We start from the raw sequence: 15,745 nt of genomic DNA, 5'->3' as shown, positions 1-15,745 counted from the left end.
TCCCCATGGCCCTGCCAATGAACAGCCAAGTCGATCCGCGCGATGTGCACGCGCAGGCCCGCTTCAACATGATTGAACAGCAAATCCGTCCCTGGAACGTGCTGGATGAACAAGTGCTGGAGTTGTTGGGCAAGGTGCGCCGCGAAGACTATGTGCCGCCCGAGCATGTCACTCTGGCCTATTGCGACATCGAAATCCCTCTGCACGGCACGCCTGACGAAGCCGCCGCCAAGGGCTGGATCATGCTGGCCCCCAAGATCGAAGCCCGCATGGCACAAGACCTGCAGATCAAGCCCAGCGACCGCGTGCTGGAAATCGGCTCGGGTTCCGGCTATATGGCCGCCCTGCTGGCCGCACAGGCCAAGGACGTGGTAACGCTGGAAATCGTGCCCGAGCTGGCCGAGATGGCCCGCGAAAACCTGCTGAGCGCCGGCGTGAAGAACGTGGAAGTGAAGCTGGCAGACGGTGCCACCGCCGCAGCAGCCCTGGGCCAGTTCGATGTCATCGTGCTCAGCGGCTCGGTAGCCCAGATTCCCGAAGCCCTGATTGCCCAGCTCAATGACGGCGGCCGCATTGCCGCCATCGTGGGCCAGCAGCCCGTGATGCGCTTTACCCTGGTCACCAAGACCGGCAACGAGTTCAAGCTCAGCCAGCCCTGGGATACGGTTGCTCCGCGACTGACCAGCTTTGAAGAGCCTTCGCGCTTCAGCTTCTAATCCTGTTGCAGCCTGAAAAATAGCGCCTCGCCCGCAAGATATCTGCGACAGGCGCTATTTTTCTAATAGCAACCACCTGCCCCTTCCGGTACTTGATTGCCCCAGGCCCCCTCTTCTGATTTCTGCCTTCTTTTTGATTTTTTCGCATGCTGACCCAAGTTTCTCCCGCTCAATTCCAGGCCTGGCTCGCCGCCCATAGCAATGATTCGGCCCTGCCCGTGGTGCTGGATGTGCGCGAGCCCTGGGAAATTGCCCAGGCCAGCATTCAAGGCGAAGGCTTTGAGTTGCGCTGCATTCCCATGCACGAAATCCCCGGCCGCCTGCAGGAGCTCGACCCCGATCACCCGATTGCCTGCCTGTGCCACCACGGCGCACGCAGCATGAGCGTAGCCGCGTTTCTGATCAACCACGGCTTTGAAGACGTGAGCAATATCACCGGCGGCATCGATGCCTGGTCATTGACCGCCGACCCCAGCGTGCCGCGCTACTGAAGCCCCGACCTGCCCTGCACCGAGCGCCACCGACACCGACCTAGACCGAGACTGCCAAAGACTTCATCTATGACCAAGCTGCCCCGGCCCCAGTGCTTCACCAGTCCCAAGGCCAACCAGGCCAGTCAGGCCCGCACCGCAAGCATGCTGCCCCGGCCCTCCTTGCTGGCCCTGGCTCTCATGATCGCAGCGGGCAGTGGTGCCGCCACGGTGCAGGCAGAGACGCTGTCCCAGCTCACGGCCCAGGCGCGCGGCTACGATGCCTCCTGGCAAGCCCAGCAGGCCGATGCACGCGCGGCGGCAAGCCGGGCCGATCAGGCTCTGTCGGGTCTGCTGCCCAGCGTGGGCCTGCAAGGCGGCGTCAATCGCACGCATACCGAGATTCACCTGCCCCAGGCCGCAACAGGCGTCAACACCACGCTGCAAAACCTGCAGCTCAGCGCCCAGCAGCCGCTGTACCGCCCGGCCAACAAAGTTGCTTACGAGCAAGGCCAGCGCGGGCTGGACGTGGCCCAGGCCCAGCTCGACGGCGCGGCGCAAAGCCTGATCGTGCGCGTGGCCCAGGCCTATTTCGATGTGCTGTCGGCCCAGGACAGCCTCAACGTGGCCATGGCCCAGAAAAACGCCATCAACAGCCAGCTGGAGATGGCCAAGCGCAATTTTGAAGTGGGCACGGCCACCATCACCGATTCGCGCGAAGCTCAGGCCCGTTACGACCTGGCAACGGCGCAGGAGATCGCCGCCCAGAACGAGGTACAGGTCAAGCGCATTGCGCTAGACCAGATCGTGGGCAAGGTGGGCACCCAGCCCAGCCCGCTGGCCCAGCCCCTGACCCTGCCCAGCCTGCAGCCTGCCGATGCGCAAAGCTGGGTGAACACGGCGCTGGAGCGCCAGCCCCAGCTGCGCCAGGCCCAGCTGGCCCTGGATGTGGCCCAGCTCGAAACCCAAAAAGCCGAAGCCGGCCACAAGCCCACCGTGGATCTGCAGGCCGGCTACGGCATCAACCGCTACCCCAACGGCTATATGACGCCCAGCCTGCCTGCGGGGACCAGAACCAATTCGGCCCAGATCGGCGTGGTGATGAATCTGCCGCTGTTTGCCGGCTTTGCCGTGCAAAACCGCGTCAAGGAAACCGTGGCGCTGGAAGAAAAAGCCCGCGCCCAGCTCGATGACGCGCGCCGCACGGTGGAGCAGACCACACGCACCGCCTACTTTGGCGTGCAATCGGGTCAGGCCCAGGTCAAGGCGCTGGAAGCGGCCCTGAGCTCCAGCCAGAGCGCTCTGGAAGCCAACCGCCTCGGTTATGAAGTGGGCGTACGCATCAATATCGACGTGCTCAATGCCCAAAGCCAGGTCTTCCAGACCCAGCGCGATCTGGCCCAGGCCCGCTACCAGGTGCTGTTGGGCCAGCTCAAACTGCGCCAGTCCGCCGGTTCCTTGAGCGACGATGACCTGCGCATGATCGATGCACTGACTGTGGCGCCTAGCATTAGCGGCACAACCGGCAAGACTGCAGCGGCAGTCGCCAAGGCGAACAAGCCTGCTGTGCGCCAAGCCCAGCATTGAAAAACGTTTCACCCAAGACAGCGCTCTCTATTTGAGAGCGTTTAGCGCTTTTTCTGTGGAGACTTCAGTGCGGTTCAAGGGTCAAAATATCAAGAATAAAGCGCCTGCAGCTATCAAATAAAGCGGACCGCTTCAGATCAACGCTGCATCAGCTGCAACACAGCCTCGGCCGTGGCCTCGGCGGCGCCCCGATGCTGCTGCAGCAAATCACGCGCCGATGTTTCGGCCGCCATTCGCGCCTGCGGGCTTTGCACCAAGGCCAGAGCCTGTTGCACGGCCGCTGCCATGTCCGCGCTGCGCAAGGCCGCGCCAGAGAGCACGGCCAGATCGGAAGCTTCGCTGAAATTGAAGGTATGCGGCCCCAGCACCACGGGCGTGCCGCAGGCCAGAGACTCGATCAGGTTCTGTCCGCCCAAGGGTTCGAAGCTGCCGCCCATCAGGGCCACATCGGCCAGGCCGTAATACAGCGGCATCTCGCCTAAAGAGTCACCAATCCAGAGCGCACCCTCTGGCTGCGGCAGGCCGCAATCCCACTGACTGCGGCGAGACACGGTAAAGCCAGCATCGGCACACAGCTGCGCCACCGCATCGAAACGCTGGGGATGGCGCGGAACAATCAGCCACTGCGCGGCCTGCAGGGCTTGGGGATTTTTCTTCAGTTCGGCCAGCAACTGCGCCTCTTCGCCTTCGCGGCTGCTGGCAAACAACAGGATGGGCAAGCTCAAAAATTTGCGCCACTGGTCGGCCCGGGCTTGCTGGGCAGCATCGGGCTGCACATCGAATTTGAGATTGCCCAGCACCGCATCCACCTTGGCTCCCACATTGCGCAGGCGCTGGGCATCGGCCTCGGTCTGGGCCCAGACGGCAGACAGTGCCGCATAGGCGGGGCGCGACAGCGGCGCCATGCGCAAGGCCCCGGCCTCCGACTTGGCGTTGAGCCGCGCATTGGCCAGCGCCAGCGGCACGCCGGCCTCGGCACAGCTGGCAATGAGATTGGGCCAGATTTCGGTTTCCATCAGCACGCCCACGGCCGGGCGAAACTGCGCAATAAACGCGCGAGTTGCGGCAAGAGTGTCCCAGGGCACCCAGACCTGGACATCACCTTCTTGCAACAGTTTTCGGCCTTCGGCACGGCCCGTGGCCGTGTTATGGGTCAGCAGCAGCCGCATGCCGGGCATTTTCTGCCGCAGGGCCTGCAGCAAAATCGCCGCCGCCCGCGTCTCGCCCAGCGACACCGCATGCACCCAAACCCATTGGCCGCGCCCGTCCTGCCCCAAGGTCTGTGGCGTGTAATGCCCGAAACGCTCGGGCACCGCCTCGGCATAGCCGGGCTCGGCCACGGCGCGGCGGCGCAGCTTGCGGCGCAACAAAGACTGAACCGCCCAGGCCAGCGCGCTATAGGCGGCGCGGGCCAGAGTGATTCGAGAGCGAGAGGAATGCAGATTCATGAAAAAAGCCCCTGACGGCTCACATTGGCACGGCCCAAGCCATAGATGCCAAGCAAGAGCCGCCTCGCAGCGACGGCATCGTCCCCGCGGCAACGCCGCTCAGGGGGTATTTCATCTCAGTGCGCAGCGCTGCCGACTTGCGCGTCGGGTTTGACACGCTTGAGCAGCGCCAGCATCTTGGCTTCGATACGCTGCAAAGCCGCTTCGCTATGGCCTTCAAAACGCAGGACCAGCACCGGCGTGGTGTTGCTGGCGCGGATCAGGCCAAAGCCATCGGGCCAGTCCACACGCAGGCCGTCAATGGTGCTGACCTGAGCCGGCGCCTCAAACTCCGTCGCAGCCAGGGCTTGCAGCTCGGCCGCCAGACGGTGGGGTTCGCCTTCGGCGCAGCTCACATTGAGTTCGGGCGTCGAGTGGCTGGTGGGCAAGCCGTTGAGCAAGGCGCTGGGATCGGCCTCGCGGCTCACGATTTCCAGCAGGCGACAGCCGGCATACGTTCCGTCGTCAAAACCGAACCAGCGCTCCTTGAAGAAGATATGGCCGCTCATCTCGCCGCCCAGGGGGGCGTCCAGCTCTTTCATGCGGGCCTTGACCAGGGAGTGGCCGGTCTTGAACATCACGGCCTTGCCGCCGGCCGCTTCGATCTCGGGAGCCAGGCGCTGCGTGCATTTCACGTCAAACACAATGGCGCCGCCGGGCACGCGCGAGAGCACGTCCCGGGCAAACAGCATCATCTGGCGGTCGGGGTAAATGGTCTGGCCGTCCTTGGTCACAATGCCCAGGCGGTCGCCATCGCCGTCAAAAGCCAGGCCCAGTTCCGCATCGGTGGTCTGCAAGGCGTGAATGACATCGCGCAGGTTTTCGGGCTTGCTGGGATCGGGGTGATGGTTGGGAAAATCGCCGTCCACTTCGGAAAACAGCTCCACCACCTCGCAGCCCAGCTGGCGAAAGATGGCAGGCGCCGAAGCACCGGCCACGCCGTTACCGCAGTCCACCACCACCTTCATGGGGCGGGCCAGCTTCACATCGCCCAGAATGCGGGCCGTGTAGTCGGCCAGCACATCGGCCTGGGAGATCTGGCCTGTGCCGGTGATGGCCCAGTCTTCGGTTTCCATGCGCACGCGCAAAGCCTGGATTTCGTCGCCATAAATGGCGCGGCCGCCCAGCACCATCTTGAAGCCGTTGTAATCCTTGGGATTGTGGCTGCCGGTGACCTGAATGCCGCTGGTGCACAGCGTGGCCGCCGCAAAATACAGCATGGGCGTGGTCGCCATGCCGATATCGATCACGTTCACGCCCACATCGGTCAGGCCCTGCATCAGCGCCGAAGACAGCGAAGGACCGGAAATACGGCCATCGCGGCCCACGGCCACCGTCTTTTCGCCGGCCACCAGCGCCGCCATGCCAAAAGCACGGCCGATGCCGCGAGCCACCTCTTCGGTCAGCGTGGACGGCACGATGCCGCGGATGTCATAGGCTTTGAAAATGGAAGCAGCAACTTGCACGGCGACTCTTTCTCGGGAGGTTTGAATTCTGGATTGCCGGGCGCGGGGTGGCGCCGGCCAAGCCATCGATTTTAGGCGGCAAACAACAAGGCCTACGGCGTTTAGCGGCAGGCCTTGCATTCACTCACCTTTTTATAGCTTCTATGACTTTATAGGCAACATTTACAGCCTTTGCTGCACCTGGGCCAGAGCAGCCGGATCTTCCATGGTGCTCAGATCGCCGGGGTCGCGCCCCTCGGCCACCGCCTGCAAGGCCCGACGCAGCAATTTGCCGCTGCGCGTCTTGGGCAGGGCCGAGACAAAAATCACCCGCGACGGTCTGGCCACGGCCCCCAGGCGCGAATCCACCAACTTCATCACATCGGCTTCCAGCGCCTTGCAAGCCGCCTCATCGGCCACGGCCGAAGCATCGCGCACGATGGCGAAAGCCAGGGCCGTCTGCCCTTTGAGCGTATCGGCCACGCCCACCACGGCCACTTCGGCAATCTGCGGATGCGCCGAAATGCTTTCCTCGATCTCGCGCGTGCCTAGGCGATGGCCCGCCACGTTGATCACGTCATCGGTGCGCCCGAGGATGAAGTAATAGCCGTCCTCGTCTCGCACGCCCCAGTCAAAGGTGCTGTAGACCATGCGGCCTGGAATGCTCTTCCAGTAGGTGTTCACAAAACGTGCGTCGTCACGCCAGACGGTTTGCATGCAACCCGGCGGCAGCGGCCCTTCGATGGCCAGCACGCCTTTTTGGCTGGGCGTGTTCAGCTCTTCACCCGTGGCATCGTCGATCAGCTTGACGTTGTAGCCATAGACGGCCTTGCCCGGGCTGCCAAAGCGCGTGGCCTGAGGCGCTATGCCGTTGCACAGCGTCATGATGGGCCAGCCGGTTTCGGTCTGCCAGTAGTTGTCGATGATGGGTTTGTTGATGGCGCCGCTGATCCAGGCGGCCGTGGGCTCATCCAGCGGCTCGCCTGCCAGCCACAAAGCCTTGAGGCTGGAAATGTCGTAGCGGTGCAGATAGTCGGCATCGTGCTTTTTGAGCACCCGTATCGCCGTGGGCGCCGAGAACATATGGGTGACCTGGTATTTCTCCACAATGCTCCACCACACGCCGGGATCGGGGCGGATCGGCAGGCCCTCATACATGACGGTGGCCATGCCCGCAATCAGCGGTGCATAGATGATGTAGCTGTGGCCCACCACCCAGCCTATGTCGCTGGTGCAAAAGAAAGTCTGGCCGGCCTGGACATCAAAAATATGGGGCATGCTGGAGGCCAGCGCCACCGTGTAGCCGCCGGTATCGCGCTGCACGCCCTTGGGCTTGCCCGTGGTGCCGCTGGTGTAGAGGGTGTAGCTGGGATGGGTGGATTCCACCCACACGCAATCGACCACGGCTTCGCTATGCAAAGCGCGCAAGGCAGCCCAGTCATGGTCGCGACCGGCGCGCATGGGCATGTCGGCCAGGCCGCGGTTGACCATCAGCACGGCGGCGGGCTGATGGCTAGCTTGCTTGAGCGCCTCATCCAGCAAAGGCTTGTAAGCCACGACACGGCCGCCACGCGAGCCGGCATCGGCGCTCACAATCACCTTGGGCTGGGCATCGTCGATACGCGAAGCCAACGCGCCCGAGGCAAAGCCGCCAAACACCACGGAATGGATCGCCCCCAGGCGTACGCAGGCCAGCATGGCAAAAGCTGCCTCGGCAATCATGGGCATATAGATCTGCACCCGGTCGCCTTTTTCCACGCCCAGCGCCTGCAGCGCGGCCGCCATGCGGTTCACCTCACCATGCAGCTCGCGGTAGGTATAGGTCTTTTCCGTGTTGGTTTCGGTGGAAATGGCGATCAGCGCCTTTTGCTCGCCACGCTCCGCCAGATGACGGTCCACGGCGTTGTGGCACAGATTGGTGGTGCCGCCCACAAACCAGCGGGCAAAAGGCGGGTTGCTGTAGTCGCAGATCTGCGTGGACTTTTGCTGCCAATCGATCAGCTCGGCCTGCTCGGCCCAGAAGGCATCGCGGTCGTTGATGGAGCGCTGGTAAAAATCTTCAAACTGTGCGCGCGCGTGTTTGTCCGTCTGCTGGTCGGTATTCATATGTCGGTCTCCTTGACTCTCCATCTTTTGCAGAGAGTCTTCTGAATTCATAATTATTCATAATGCGCTTGCCGAAAACTGACAGGCTCTTGTCTGGATTCAATCAAGCCGAGCCGACTTGCCCATCCGGGCTTTCCTGCACCACAGGCGGCAGCAACGAAAAAAGCGCCCGAAGGCGCTTTTCTTATCTTTTTCTTATCAAGATCGGTTTGATATCAATCTGATAGCTGCCCATGCTTATTTCACAAGCGCCAGCATTTCCTTGAAGGCCGGATCTTCACAGGTGCGCAGCCACTCGAACATCACCATCTCGGTGGTCACCAGTTCGGCACCGGCACCGGCCAGGCGGTCAAACGCCGCATCGCGGTTGCGCTCGGTGCGCGAGCCGCAGGCATCCGTCACCACCCAGACGTCAAACTCTTCCTCGAGCAGCTCCAGCGCCGTCTGCAGCAGGCAGACATGGGTTTCGCAGCCGGCGATCACCACCATATTGCGCTCGGGCGCTTGCTGCTGGGGCTTTTGCAGATGCTTGGGCAGGCTGCGGGCATTGCCGCTCGGGGCCTTGGCTGGAGGACGCAGCCATTCGCCCAGGCCTTCGGCCACGGCGCTGAAATACATCTTCTCCAGCGTCTTGCCGCACAAGGCCTTCAACTCGGCCTGATTGGCACCCAGGCGCGAAGGGTTCTGCTCCGTACCCCAGACCGGCACGTCCAGCATCTGGGCCAGCTTGGCCAGCTTGATGGCATTGGCCAAGGCCTCCTGAGCTTCGTGGATCACGGGCATGAGCTTGTCCTGGTAATCGACCAGCACCAGTTGCGATTCGGCGGCTTCTAACAGCATGGCAGTTCTTTCTGAGAAATCTTGTACTTTTGCTTGTGATGGGCAGATAAAAGCGTTCACCCGCCATCGCTATAGGGCGCTATTGTCGCTGCTCGCCCCGCTTTGCGCGATTCAGACCGGTAAAAACCCGTGGTAGCACAGATTGGCCTTGGCCAAAATCGCTAGAGACAGAACCGGGAAAACACCGACAGCGATACGCTTCAAATTTGAGAGCACATTAGGCAATAAGCTCATGCCTGCAAGGCATTTACTGCTTGAGATCAAAAACCTGGGGTAGAACATGGAAATGGAGGTCCCATCCTACAAATTAACGTGGTACCCTCACGCCCCATGTCCAGATGGCTTATTGCACTCCTCTTTGTCGGCGTTACAACCGCACATGCGGCACCCAGCGAACAGCGTGACGACGACATGACCCAGTTGCTGGTCAACCGCGGTCTCATCACCCAGCTGCGTGAAGCGCGCCACTCCATGGCCGAGCGTACTTCCGACTTCGTTCGCGAAGCGCGTCAGAACGTGGCCGAGAAAACCTCCGACCTGGTCGTCACGGCCATGGGTTTTCTGGGTGTTCCCTATCGCTTTGGCGGCAACAGCGCTGAAACCGGCTTTGATTGCAGCGGTTTTGTGCGTGCCATCTACTCGCAGACCGTGGGCAAGGTTTTGCCCCGTCTGGCTGCCGAGCAGGCCCAGGCCACCCAGAAAATCGACCGCGACGAGCTCAAGCCCGGCGATCTGGTCTTCTTCAACACCATGCGCCGCGCTTTCAGCCATGTGGGCATTTATGTGGGTGAAGGCAAATTCATCCACGCGCCCCGCACCGGTGCCAGCGTACGGGTGGAAAGCATGCAGACGTCCTACTGGGCACACCGCTTTGACGGCGCACGCCGCGTAGAAGGCGCCCAGGGTGCAGATGCCACGGCAGCTGCACTGACGGCCGCCGCTGCGCTGCCGCAGTGAATCTGTGACGCCCCCCAAAAAACGCCTGCCCTGCAGGCGTTTTTTATTGCCTGTTGCGTGGGCTGGCATGACTTGCACACCAAGGCCTAACCCTGCGGATTCAGACCCGCGCAGACAAAGGACGGCGTCCGACAAGCGGCGGTTGCACGTCCTCATAGAGTCAATCGTCAATTAACGCGGAGGAGTTTTTCTATGTCGATTCTGGGTACGCTGTTCGTGGGTTTGATCGTGGGTTTGCTGGCGCGCGCCTTCAAGCCCGGCGATGACAAGCTGGGCTGGATCATGACGATCTTGCTAGGCATAGCCGGCTCCTTTCTGGCCAGCTATGTGGGCGTGGCCATGGGCTGGTATCAGCAAGGCCAGGCGGCGGGCTGGATTGCCTCCATCGTCGGCGCCATTGTCTTGCTGTTCGTCTACGCCTTTGTCAGAAGCAAGGCCAGTTGATTGCAGAAGTTGATTGCGCAGCAATGACCGTATAGTCTTGACTGCCGCATTTCAGGCCGCAAGGTACAGGAGCAGGCTCTTGTGCCTTGGCGGCTTTTGCTTTTGACGCCTGGCATCCAAAGGATTGATTCATGTGGACCCAAAAACCTCAAGCCTCTTCCCAGGCATCTCCGGCATCTTCGGCCTTCGCCAGCCGGGACGATGTGGCCCAGGCCGCAGCACGCGCGCGTGCTCTACTCAAAAAACGGGCCTTGTTTGGCGCTGCCGTCAGCACCATTCCAATTCCAGGCCTGGACTGGGCCGTGGATGCCGCCCTGCTCTCGCAGCTGTTGCCGCGTATCAACGAGGAATTCGGCCTCACGCCCGAACAACTGGACCAGTTGAGCCCCACCAAACGTGAACAGGTACAGAAAGCCGTGGCCATGGTGGGCTCGGTGGTGATCGGCAAGTTCATTACCCGCGATGTGGTGATGCGCCTGGCACGCGCCGCCGGCATGCGCATGACCACCAAGCAGGCCGCCAAATACGTGCCCCTTGCTGGCACTGTGGCTGCCGCAGCCTTGGGCTATGCCACGCTGCGCTATCTGGGCGAGCGCCATATCCAGGATTGCCTGCGTGTGGTCGAACACGCCAATCTTGACCTGCCCGGCCGCCTGCGCCGCACGGCCCATACCGTGGAGCAAAGCAGCGCCAGCGCACGCAGCTGGAGCCAGACCGATCGAGGCCCCTGGGGCCGCAACCGCCAAGGCGATGCCAAAGGTCAATAAGCTCACCATGAACGCAAGCTCTACAACCTCGGCTTCCGGGCGCCGTTACTGGCTGATGAAAAACGAGCCCGACGAGTACTCGATTGATCATGCCCTGGCCGCGCCCGGGCAGACCATTGCCTGGAACGGCGTGCGCAATTACCAGGCGCGCAACTTCATGCGCGACGATATGCAAGTGGGCGACGGCGTGCTGTACTGGCATTCAAGCTGCGCCGAACCCGGTATTTACGGCCTGGCACGCATTGCCGGCAATCTGCGCGTCGATCCCTCGCAGTTCGACCCGGCCGATCCCTACTACGACCTCAAATCCTCTCCCGACAAACCGCGCTGGCTGACGCTGGACGTGCAGGCCGAACGCAAGACCCGCCCGCTGCAGATTGCCGAACTGCGCGAACAGCCCGATCTGGTCCAGATGCGGGTGCTGCAAAAAGGCAACCGCCTGTCGATCACACCGGTCAGCGAGGCTGAGTGGCAGCGCATTGTGCAGCTGCTGGACAGCTGAAACGCCCGGACCATGGCTGGGCCGGGCCCTAGCGGATTTTGAGTAGAACAGGGATTTAGCCTATAGCTGACAAGCGCAGCACGCTATCCATTCACAAGCAGCCGGGATTTCAAGGCGCCCGGTACAGGCTGCGCCCTTGCTTGATGGTCTCCAACACCTTGAGGTTGGCCAGTTGGTGGCGCTCCACAGTCAGCGGGTTGTCCGAAAGAATCACCAGATCGGCCAGCTTGCCGGCTTCCAGACTGCCTTTGCGGTCTTCCTCAAAGTACTGCCAGGCCGACCAGAGGGTTTGGGCCTGCAGCGCCACCCAGGGCGAGACGCGGTGCTCGGCCCCCAGCAGCTTGCCGCTTCGGGTGGTGCGGTTCACGGTCGCGTCCAGCACCCGCAGGGACGAGGGCAAGGCCACGGGTGCGTCGTGGTGCGAGGTAAAACGCATGCCTTGCTGCAGCACCCAGCCTGTGGGCGAGATGTTTTGCGCTCTCTCGTTGCCCAGCACCGAGTCGCGATGCCAGTCGCCCCAGTAGAACGTGTGCATGGGGAATAGCGAGGGGACAATGCCCAGCTCCTTGAGCTGAGGAACCTGATCGCGCCGCAGCGTCTGGCCGTGAATCAGCACCGGCCGCACGGCGCGGGTTTTTTCCACCGGGCCGCTGGCGCGCACCGCGTGGATGAACTGGTCAATCGCTGCATCGCCATTGGCATGCACCAGAATCTGCCAGCCGTTGCCGATGGCCTTGGCCACCTGGGCATTGGCCTGGGCATCGCTGAGCGCGCCATAGCCTTTGTAGCCGGGCTTTTGCCCGTGGGGCGGCACCAGATAGGGCTGGGTCAGCCAGGCTGTCTTGCCCTGGGGCGAGCCGTCCAGCGTGAGCTTGACCCCGCCTATGCGCAAATGATGCTTGTAGCTGCGTCCGTAATACGGTCCGCGCATGAAAGCGCCCTCGCCCATCTGCAGGATGTCGGGATAGGACACCACATCCACCAGCAGTCGCCCGGCTTCAGCAGCGGCAATCGCCGTGGCAACGGCCCCGGGGTCGGCGCGGCCGTCCTGTACCGTCGTGTAGCCGAATTGCAGATACAGCTGCTGGGCTTTTTCCAGCCACTGAATCGATTGTTCCTGCGTCAGCCTGGGCATGATTTTGCCCAAGGTATGGAAAAACGCATTTTCCTCCAGCACGCCATCGGGTTCCTTACTGCCTTTCTTGCGGCGAATCACACCGCCTTCGGGGTTGGGCGTTGCCGCGTTGATGCCGGCCTTGGCCAGAGCTGCGGAATTGAGCGCACCAAAGTGGCCGGACTGGTGAATTGCCACAATCGGCACGGTTTTGGAGACGGCATCCAGATCCGCCCGGGTTGGATGGCGCTGCTCCTTGAGCTGGGAATCGTCATAGCCAAAGCCAAAAGCCATGCCCAGAGACTTCACCTCGGGCGAGGTCTTCAGGTATTCGCGAAAGGTTTGCTGCAACTGCGCAATCGAGGCATTGCCGCCATCTGGCGGGGGCAGCAAGTTGGCAGAGATGGCCTGCAGGCCTACGCCGCCCAGATGGCTGTGCGGGTCCACAAAGCCGGGGATCAGCGTGCGCCCCTGCAAATCCACCATGCGCGTCTCGGTACCACGCAAGGCAAAGATTTCGTCGCGCGTGCCCACGGCCAGAATCAGTCCATCCGCCACGGCCAGCGCCTGTACCTGCCGCTGGGCGTCGTTCATGGTGAGAATCGGACCGCCAAAATAGATTTGTTCAGCCTGGCCAGGCCGGGCTGCCGCCTGAGCAGGCACTTGCGGCTGAGGCTTGGACTCGCCCACCGCAGCCGTGGTGCAGGCGCTCAGCAAAGCGGAGCTTGCAACAGCAGCCCAGGCCGTGCCCGATGCCGCCGTGGTCAGAAACTGGCGTTTTTTCATGAGTATTGGACTCTTGATGGCTATAGGCCAAGCCTAACCGCAAGCGGGCTGATTCAGCTTGCATCAGCGCAAAAAATCCATGAAAACCAGCTAAAGCCCTTTGTTTATCTGCGTTCAAAGCTATGAATTCAATGAGCAGCAGCCCCAGACGCAAGAGCCGCCCATTGGCGCTGGATCAGCGCGGCCAGACCCCAACCGGCCGCGCAGAACACGCCGGTGATTGCCCAGGTCCATTGCCAGCCGCCCATGGCCGTTGCCACGGCAGCCACCAGAGGCGGGCCTGCAAACTGACCCAAGCAGGACCATTGCTGCATAAAGCCTACGCTGGTGGAGACCGTGTTCTGACTGGGCGCCAAACGCATGGCCGAAGTGAACAAGGTGGCCGGAATCAGCCCGCCAGCGGCCGAGAACAGGAACACCGCCACAAAGCGCAGCCATAGCGGCATCAGCGGCTGGCCGTCCACTTGCGCATAGGCGGCCACGGCGCACAAACCCATCAGCACAAAGCCGGTTTGCAGACAGCGCCCGGCGCTCCAGCCCTGCAGCTGCAATCTGCCCGACGCCACATTGCCAATCGTGTTGGCTGCCGCCACCAGAGCCGTCAGCATGCCGGCCATCTCGGCGCTGAGTCCGGCCTGGCCATAAATCGTAGGCAAGAAGCCAACAATGCCCATCCACTGCCCCGAATACAGCATAAAGCTCAGCGCCACCAGCCAGGGCGCCGGCGTACGCAGCGTCAGCGCCAGGCGCGGACGCCAACCTGCATCGGTGAGTGTCTGGGTCTGAGCGCTCATATGCACGCCTGCATGCAGTGGATCGGCGGGCACTTTGCGCCACACCACCCATGCTGCCAGCAAAGAGACCGCGCCCAGCAGCAACCACCACAGCTGCCAAGAGCTGAACTTGAGCACCCAGGGGCCCAGCAGCAATCCCAGGGCGCTGCCTAGAGGCATATAAGCCCCCCACCAGCCCATGCGCGTTCCCAGTTCGCGGGGTGAGCAGCTGCGGCGAATCAGCGCCGGCCCCGGCATGGCAATCAGCAAAAAGCCCAGGCCCTCCATGGCCCGCAGCCCCAGCAGCCAGCCCACGCTGGTAGCGCAGGCGCCCAGGGCACTGGCCAGTGCCATCAACAGCAAGCCCGTCAGCAGGCTGCGGCGCAGCCCCCATTTGTCTGCACCCAGGCCCACGACCAGGCCCAGCAGCATGCCCGCCACCTGCACGGTGGAGAGCAGAAATCCAGCCTGCACCAGAGTGATGCCCAGCTCATGCTGCAACACCGGCACGGCTGGCGGCAGCTTGCCCACGTGCAAAGCGCCGCTCACGCCCGCGGCCATGACTATCCATGAGGGATGGATTCCCCCGCCCTGACGGGTCTGCAGCCCGTTATCTGTCAGCGTTTCAGCCAAAGCGTCTCCCGTTTTGCTTTTGATAGATGATATGTCAACAACTCATGTGAAATTCGGCCCCGCTTTTTGGCCGCGACCAATTGCAAACCTTGTGCAAGCGCATTGCCAAGCGGCGGCAGGCCCGCCAATAATCGGCGCGCCTTCACCGCCTGCGCCACGCCTTGATGCCCGCGCATCCAGCCGCACAAAGTGAAGCGACAAAAGCCGTACCCAATAGATTCATAACAAGGAGGTCATTCGCATGTTCAAGTCCATCGCCACCGCAGTCTTAGGCCTGTCACTGTCCCTGGGACTGTGGGCCAAGACAGAAGAACCGGGCCGCATGCCCGAACAGATCAAGCAACTCGCCTGGGTCAGCAGCGGCCAGGGCGAGATTGCCGGCAAGGCCAGCATCAAAATTCCCGAAGGCTATGGCTTTTTGGGCCAGCAAGACACCTCCAAGCTGCTGCAGATCTTTGGCAACCCGCCCAGCAACGAGCACTTTCTGATCGCCCCTCAATCGCTGGACTGGTTTGCCGTGTTCTCATTCGACGACACCGGCTATGTCAAGGATGACGAGAAGATCGACGCCGCCGAGCTGCTCAAATCCATGCAATCGGGCGACGAAGCCGGCAACAAGGAGCGCAAAAAACTGGGTCTGGAAGCGCTCTATACCGAAGGCTGGCAGGTCGCGCCCCACTACGACACGGGCACGCGCCGCCTGGAATGGGGTCTGCGCCTGCGCGATGAGTCAGGCCAGCGCAATGTGAACTACACCGCCCGTATTCTGGGGCGCAGCGGTGTGATGAGCGCCATCCTGGTCTCCGACACCGAGACGCTGGCCAGCAACACCGAGGAATTCAAGAAATTGCTGACCGGCTTCAACTATCACAGCGGCCAGAACTACTCCGAATTCAAGAACGGCGACAAGGTGGCTGCCATAGGCCTGGGCGCGCTGGTGCTGGGCGGCGCGGCCGCCGTGGCGACCAAAAAAGGCCTGTGGGGCGTGATTGGCGGCTTCCTGGCTGCCGGCTGGAAGTTCATCGCCGCCGCGGCCGTGGCCTTGTTTGCCGGTCTGGGCAAGCTCTTCGGGCGTAAAAAGGCCAGCTGATAAGGAGCTGATACGGACCTAGGCCGCT

Annotated in this window: 14 protein-coding genes; 8 read left to right on the top strand and 6 right to left on the bottom strand. The window is 62.2% G+C overall.

Going from position 1 to position 15,745, the window contains the following annotated elements; translation table 11 throughout:
- The first annotated feature begins 5 nt into the window (after positions 1-5).
- The 3 genes from EAO39_RS12405 to EAO39_RS12395 all read left to right on the top strand — a co-directional run bounded on the left by EAO39_RS12405 (position 6) and on the right by EAO39_RS12395 (position 2,773).
- The gene (locus EAO39_RS12405) at positions 6-716 is read left to right on the top strand and encodes a protein-L-isoaspartate O-methyltransferase (RefSeq protein WP_120967787.1); all 711 of its coding nucleotides are present in this window, start codon (positions 6-8) and stop codon (positions 714-716) included.
- A 146-nt stretch (positions 717-862) separates the two neighbouring features.
- Complete coding sequence (locus tag EAO39_RS12400) at positions 863-1,207, top strand: rhodanese-like domain-containing protein (protein ID WP_120967785.1); 345 nt, start codon at positions 863-865, stop codon at positions 1,205-1,207.
- A gap of 180 nt (positions 1,208-1,387) precedes the next feature.
- Positions 1,388-2,773: a TolC family outer membrane protein gene (locus EAO39_RS12395; RefSeq protein ID WP_240467103.1), complete on the top strand. Its 1,386-nt coding sequence runs from the start codon at positions 1,388-1,390 to the stop codon at positions 2,771-2,773.
- 137 nt (positions 2,774-2,910) lie between these two features.
- Here the strand turns inward: EAO39_RS12395 and EAO39_RS12390 are convergent, their stop codons facing one another.
- The 4 genes from EAO39_RS12390 to EAO39_RS12375 form a co-directional block, all read right to left on the bottom strand.
- Positions 2,911-4,221 carry a 3-deoxy-D-manno-octulosonic acid transferase gene (locus EAO39_RS12390; protein WP_120967783.1) on the bottom strand — a complete coding sequence of 437 codons (1,311 nt, stop codon included), beginning with the start codon at positions 4,219-4,221 and terminating at the stop codon, positions 2,911-2,913.
- A gap of 116 nt (positions 4,222-4,337) precedes the next feature.
- Positions 4,338-5,726 carry a phosphomannomutase/phosphoglucomutase gene (locus EAO39_RS12385; RefSeq protein WP_120967781.1) on the bottom strand — a complete coding sequence of 463 codons (1,389 nt, stop codon included), beginning with the start codon at positions 5,724-5,726 and terminating at the stop codon, positions 4,338-4,340.
- Between the two features lie 162 nt (positions 5,727-5,888).
- Entirely contained in the window at positions 5,889-7,811 is a 1,923-nt protein-coding gene (locus EAO39_RS12380) for a propionate--CoA ligase (RefSeq protein WP_120967779.1), read from the bottom strand.
- A gap of 237 nt (positions 7,812-8,048) precedes the next feature.
- Complete coding sequence (locus EAO39_RS12375) at positions 8,049-8,651, bottom strand: isochorismatase family protein (protein WP_120967777.1); 603 nt, start codon at positions 8,649-8,651, stop codon at positions 8,049-8,051.
- A 330-nt stretch (positions 8,652-8,981) separates the two neighbouring features.
- On the opposite strand from EAO39_RS12375, the gene EAO39_RS12370 reads away from it, so the two are divergent.
- The 4 genes from EAO39_RS12370 (at position 8,982) to EAO39_RS12355 (ending at position 11,321) form a co-directional block, all read left to right on the top strand.
- A complete protein-coding gene (locus EAO39_RS12370; protein WP_120967775.1) occupies positions 8,982-9,608 on the top strand; it encodes a C40 family peptidase in 627 nt (208 codons plus the stop codon).
- A gap of 192 nt (positions 9,609-9,800) precedes the next feature.
- Positions 9,801-10,052: a GlsB/YeaQ/YmgE family stress response membrane protein gene (locus EAO39_RS12365; protein WP_120967773.1), complete on the top strand. Its 252-nt coding sequence runs from the start codon at positions 9,801-9,803 to the stop codon at positions 10,050-10,052.
- A 131-nt stretch (positions 10,053-10,183) separates the two neighbouring features.
- On the top strand, positions 10,184-10,819 hold the full coding sequence (locus EAO39_RS12360; protein ID WP_240466981.1) for a hypothetical protein: 636 nt from the start codon (positions 10,184-10,186) through the stop codon (positions 10,817-10,819).
- Positions 10,820-10,826: 7 nt separating this feature from the next.
- The gene (locus tag EAO39_RS12355) at positions 10,827-11,321 is read left to right on the top strand and encodes an EVE domain-containing protein (protein ID WP_120967771.1); all 495 of its coding nucleotides are present in this window, start codon (positions 10,827-10,829) and stop codon (positions 11,319-11,321) included.
- 109 nt (positions 11,322-11,430) lie between these two features.
- Here the strand turns inward: EAO39_RS12355 and EAO39_RS12350 are convergent, their stop codons facing one another.
- On the bottom strand, positions 11,431-13,221 hold the full coding sequence (locus EAO39_RS12350) for an amidohydrolase (protein WP_120967769.1): 1,791 nt from the start codon (positions 13,219-13,221) through the stop codon (positions 11,431-11,433).
- 128 nt (positions 13,222-13,349) lie between these two features.
- Entirely contained in the window at positions 13,350-14,555 is a 1,206-nt protein-coding gene (locus EAO39_RS12345) for an MFS transporter (RefSeq protein WP_120967767.1), read from the bottom strand.
- A gap of 313 nt (positions 14,556-14,868) precedes the next feature.
- Between EAO39_RS12345 and EAO39_RS12340 the strand changes: the two genes are divergently transcribed.
- Positions 14,869-15,717 carry a DUF2167 domain-containing protein gene (locus tag EAO39_RS12340; protein WP_120967765.1) on the top strand — a complete coding sequence of 283 codons (849 nt, stop codon included), beginning with the start codon at positions 14,869-14,871 and terminating at the stop codon, positions 15,715-15,717.
- Positions 15,718-15,745 lie beyond the last annotated feature (28 nt).

Origin of the sequence: Comamonas sp. lk (assembly GCF_900564145.1) — a bacterium.
In the GTDB taxonomy this organism is placed as follows: Bacteria; Pseudomonadota; Gammaproteobacteria; order Burkholderiales; family Burkholderiaceae_C; genus Comamonas.
The sequence above is the reverse complement of the archived record's forward strand: the minus strand, read 5'-3'. Positions and strand labels throughout refer to the sequence as shown.

Coding starts and splice junctions, on each gene's coding strand:
- EAO39_RS12355 (WP_120967771.1), top strand. CDS start 10,827: ATGAACGCAAGCTCTACAACCTCGGCTTCCGGGCGCCGTTACTGGCTG.
- EAO39_RS12365 (WP_120967773.1), top strand. CDS start 9,801: ATGTCGATTCTGGGTACGCTGTTCGTGGGTTTGATCGTGGGTTTGCTG.
- EAO39_RS12370 (WP_120967775.1), top strand. CDS start 8,982: ATGTCCAGATGGCTTATTGCACTCCTCTTTGTCGGCGTTACAACCGCA.
- EAO39_RS12405 (WP_120967787.1), top strand. CDS start 6: ATGGCCCTGCCAATGAACAGCCAAGTCGATCCGCGCGATGTGCACGCG.
- EAO39_RS12400 (WP_120967785.1), top strand. CDS start 863: ATGCTGACCCAAGTTTCTCCCGCTCAATTCCAGGCCTGGCTCGCCGCC.
- EAO39_RS12360 (WP_240466981.1), top strand. CDS start 10,184: ATGTGGACCCAAAAACCTCAAGCCTCTTCCCAGGCATCTCCGGCATCT.
- EAO39_RS12340 (WP_120967765.1), top strand. CDS start 14,869: ATGTTCAAGTCCATCGCCACCGCAGTCTTAGGCCTGTCACTGTCCCTG.
- EAO39_RS12380 (WP_120967779.1), bottom strand. CDS start 7,811: ATGAATACCGACCAGCAGACGGACAAACACGCGCGCGCACAGTTTGAA.
- EAO39_RS12375 (WP_120967777.1), bottom strand. CDS start 8,651: ATGCTGTTAGAAGCCGCCGAATCGCAACTGGTGCTGGTCGATTACCAG.
- EAO39_RS12350 (WP_120967769.1), bottom strand. CDS start 13,221: ATGAAAAAACGCCAGTTTCTGACCACGGCGGCATCGGGCACGGCCTGG.
- EAO39_RS12345 (WP_120967767.1), bottom strand. CDS start 14,555: ATGGCCGCGGGCGTGAGCGGCGCTTTGCACGTGGGCAAGCTGCCGCCA.
- EAO39_RS12390 (WP_120967783.1), bottom strand. CDS start 4,221: ATGAATCTGCATTCCTCTCGCTCTCGAATCACTCTGGCCCGCGCCGCC.
- EAO39_RS12395 (WP_240467103.1), top strand. CDS start 1,388: ATGATCGCAGCGGGCAGTGGTGCCGCCACGGTGCAGGCAGAGACGCTG.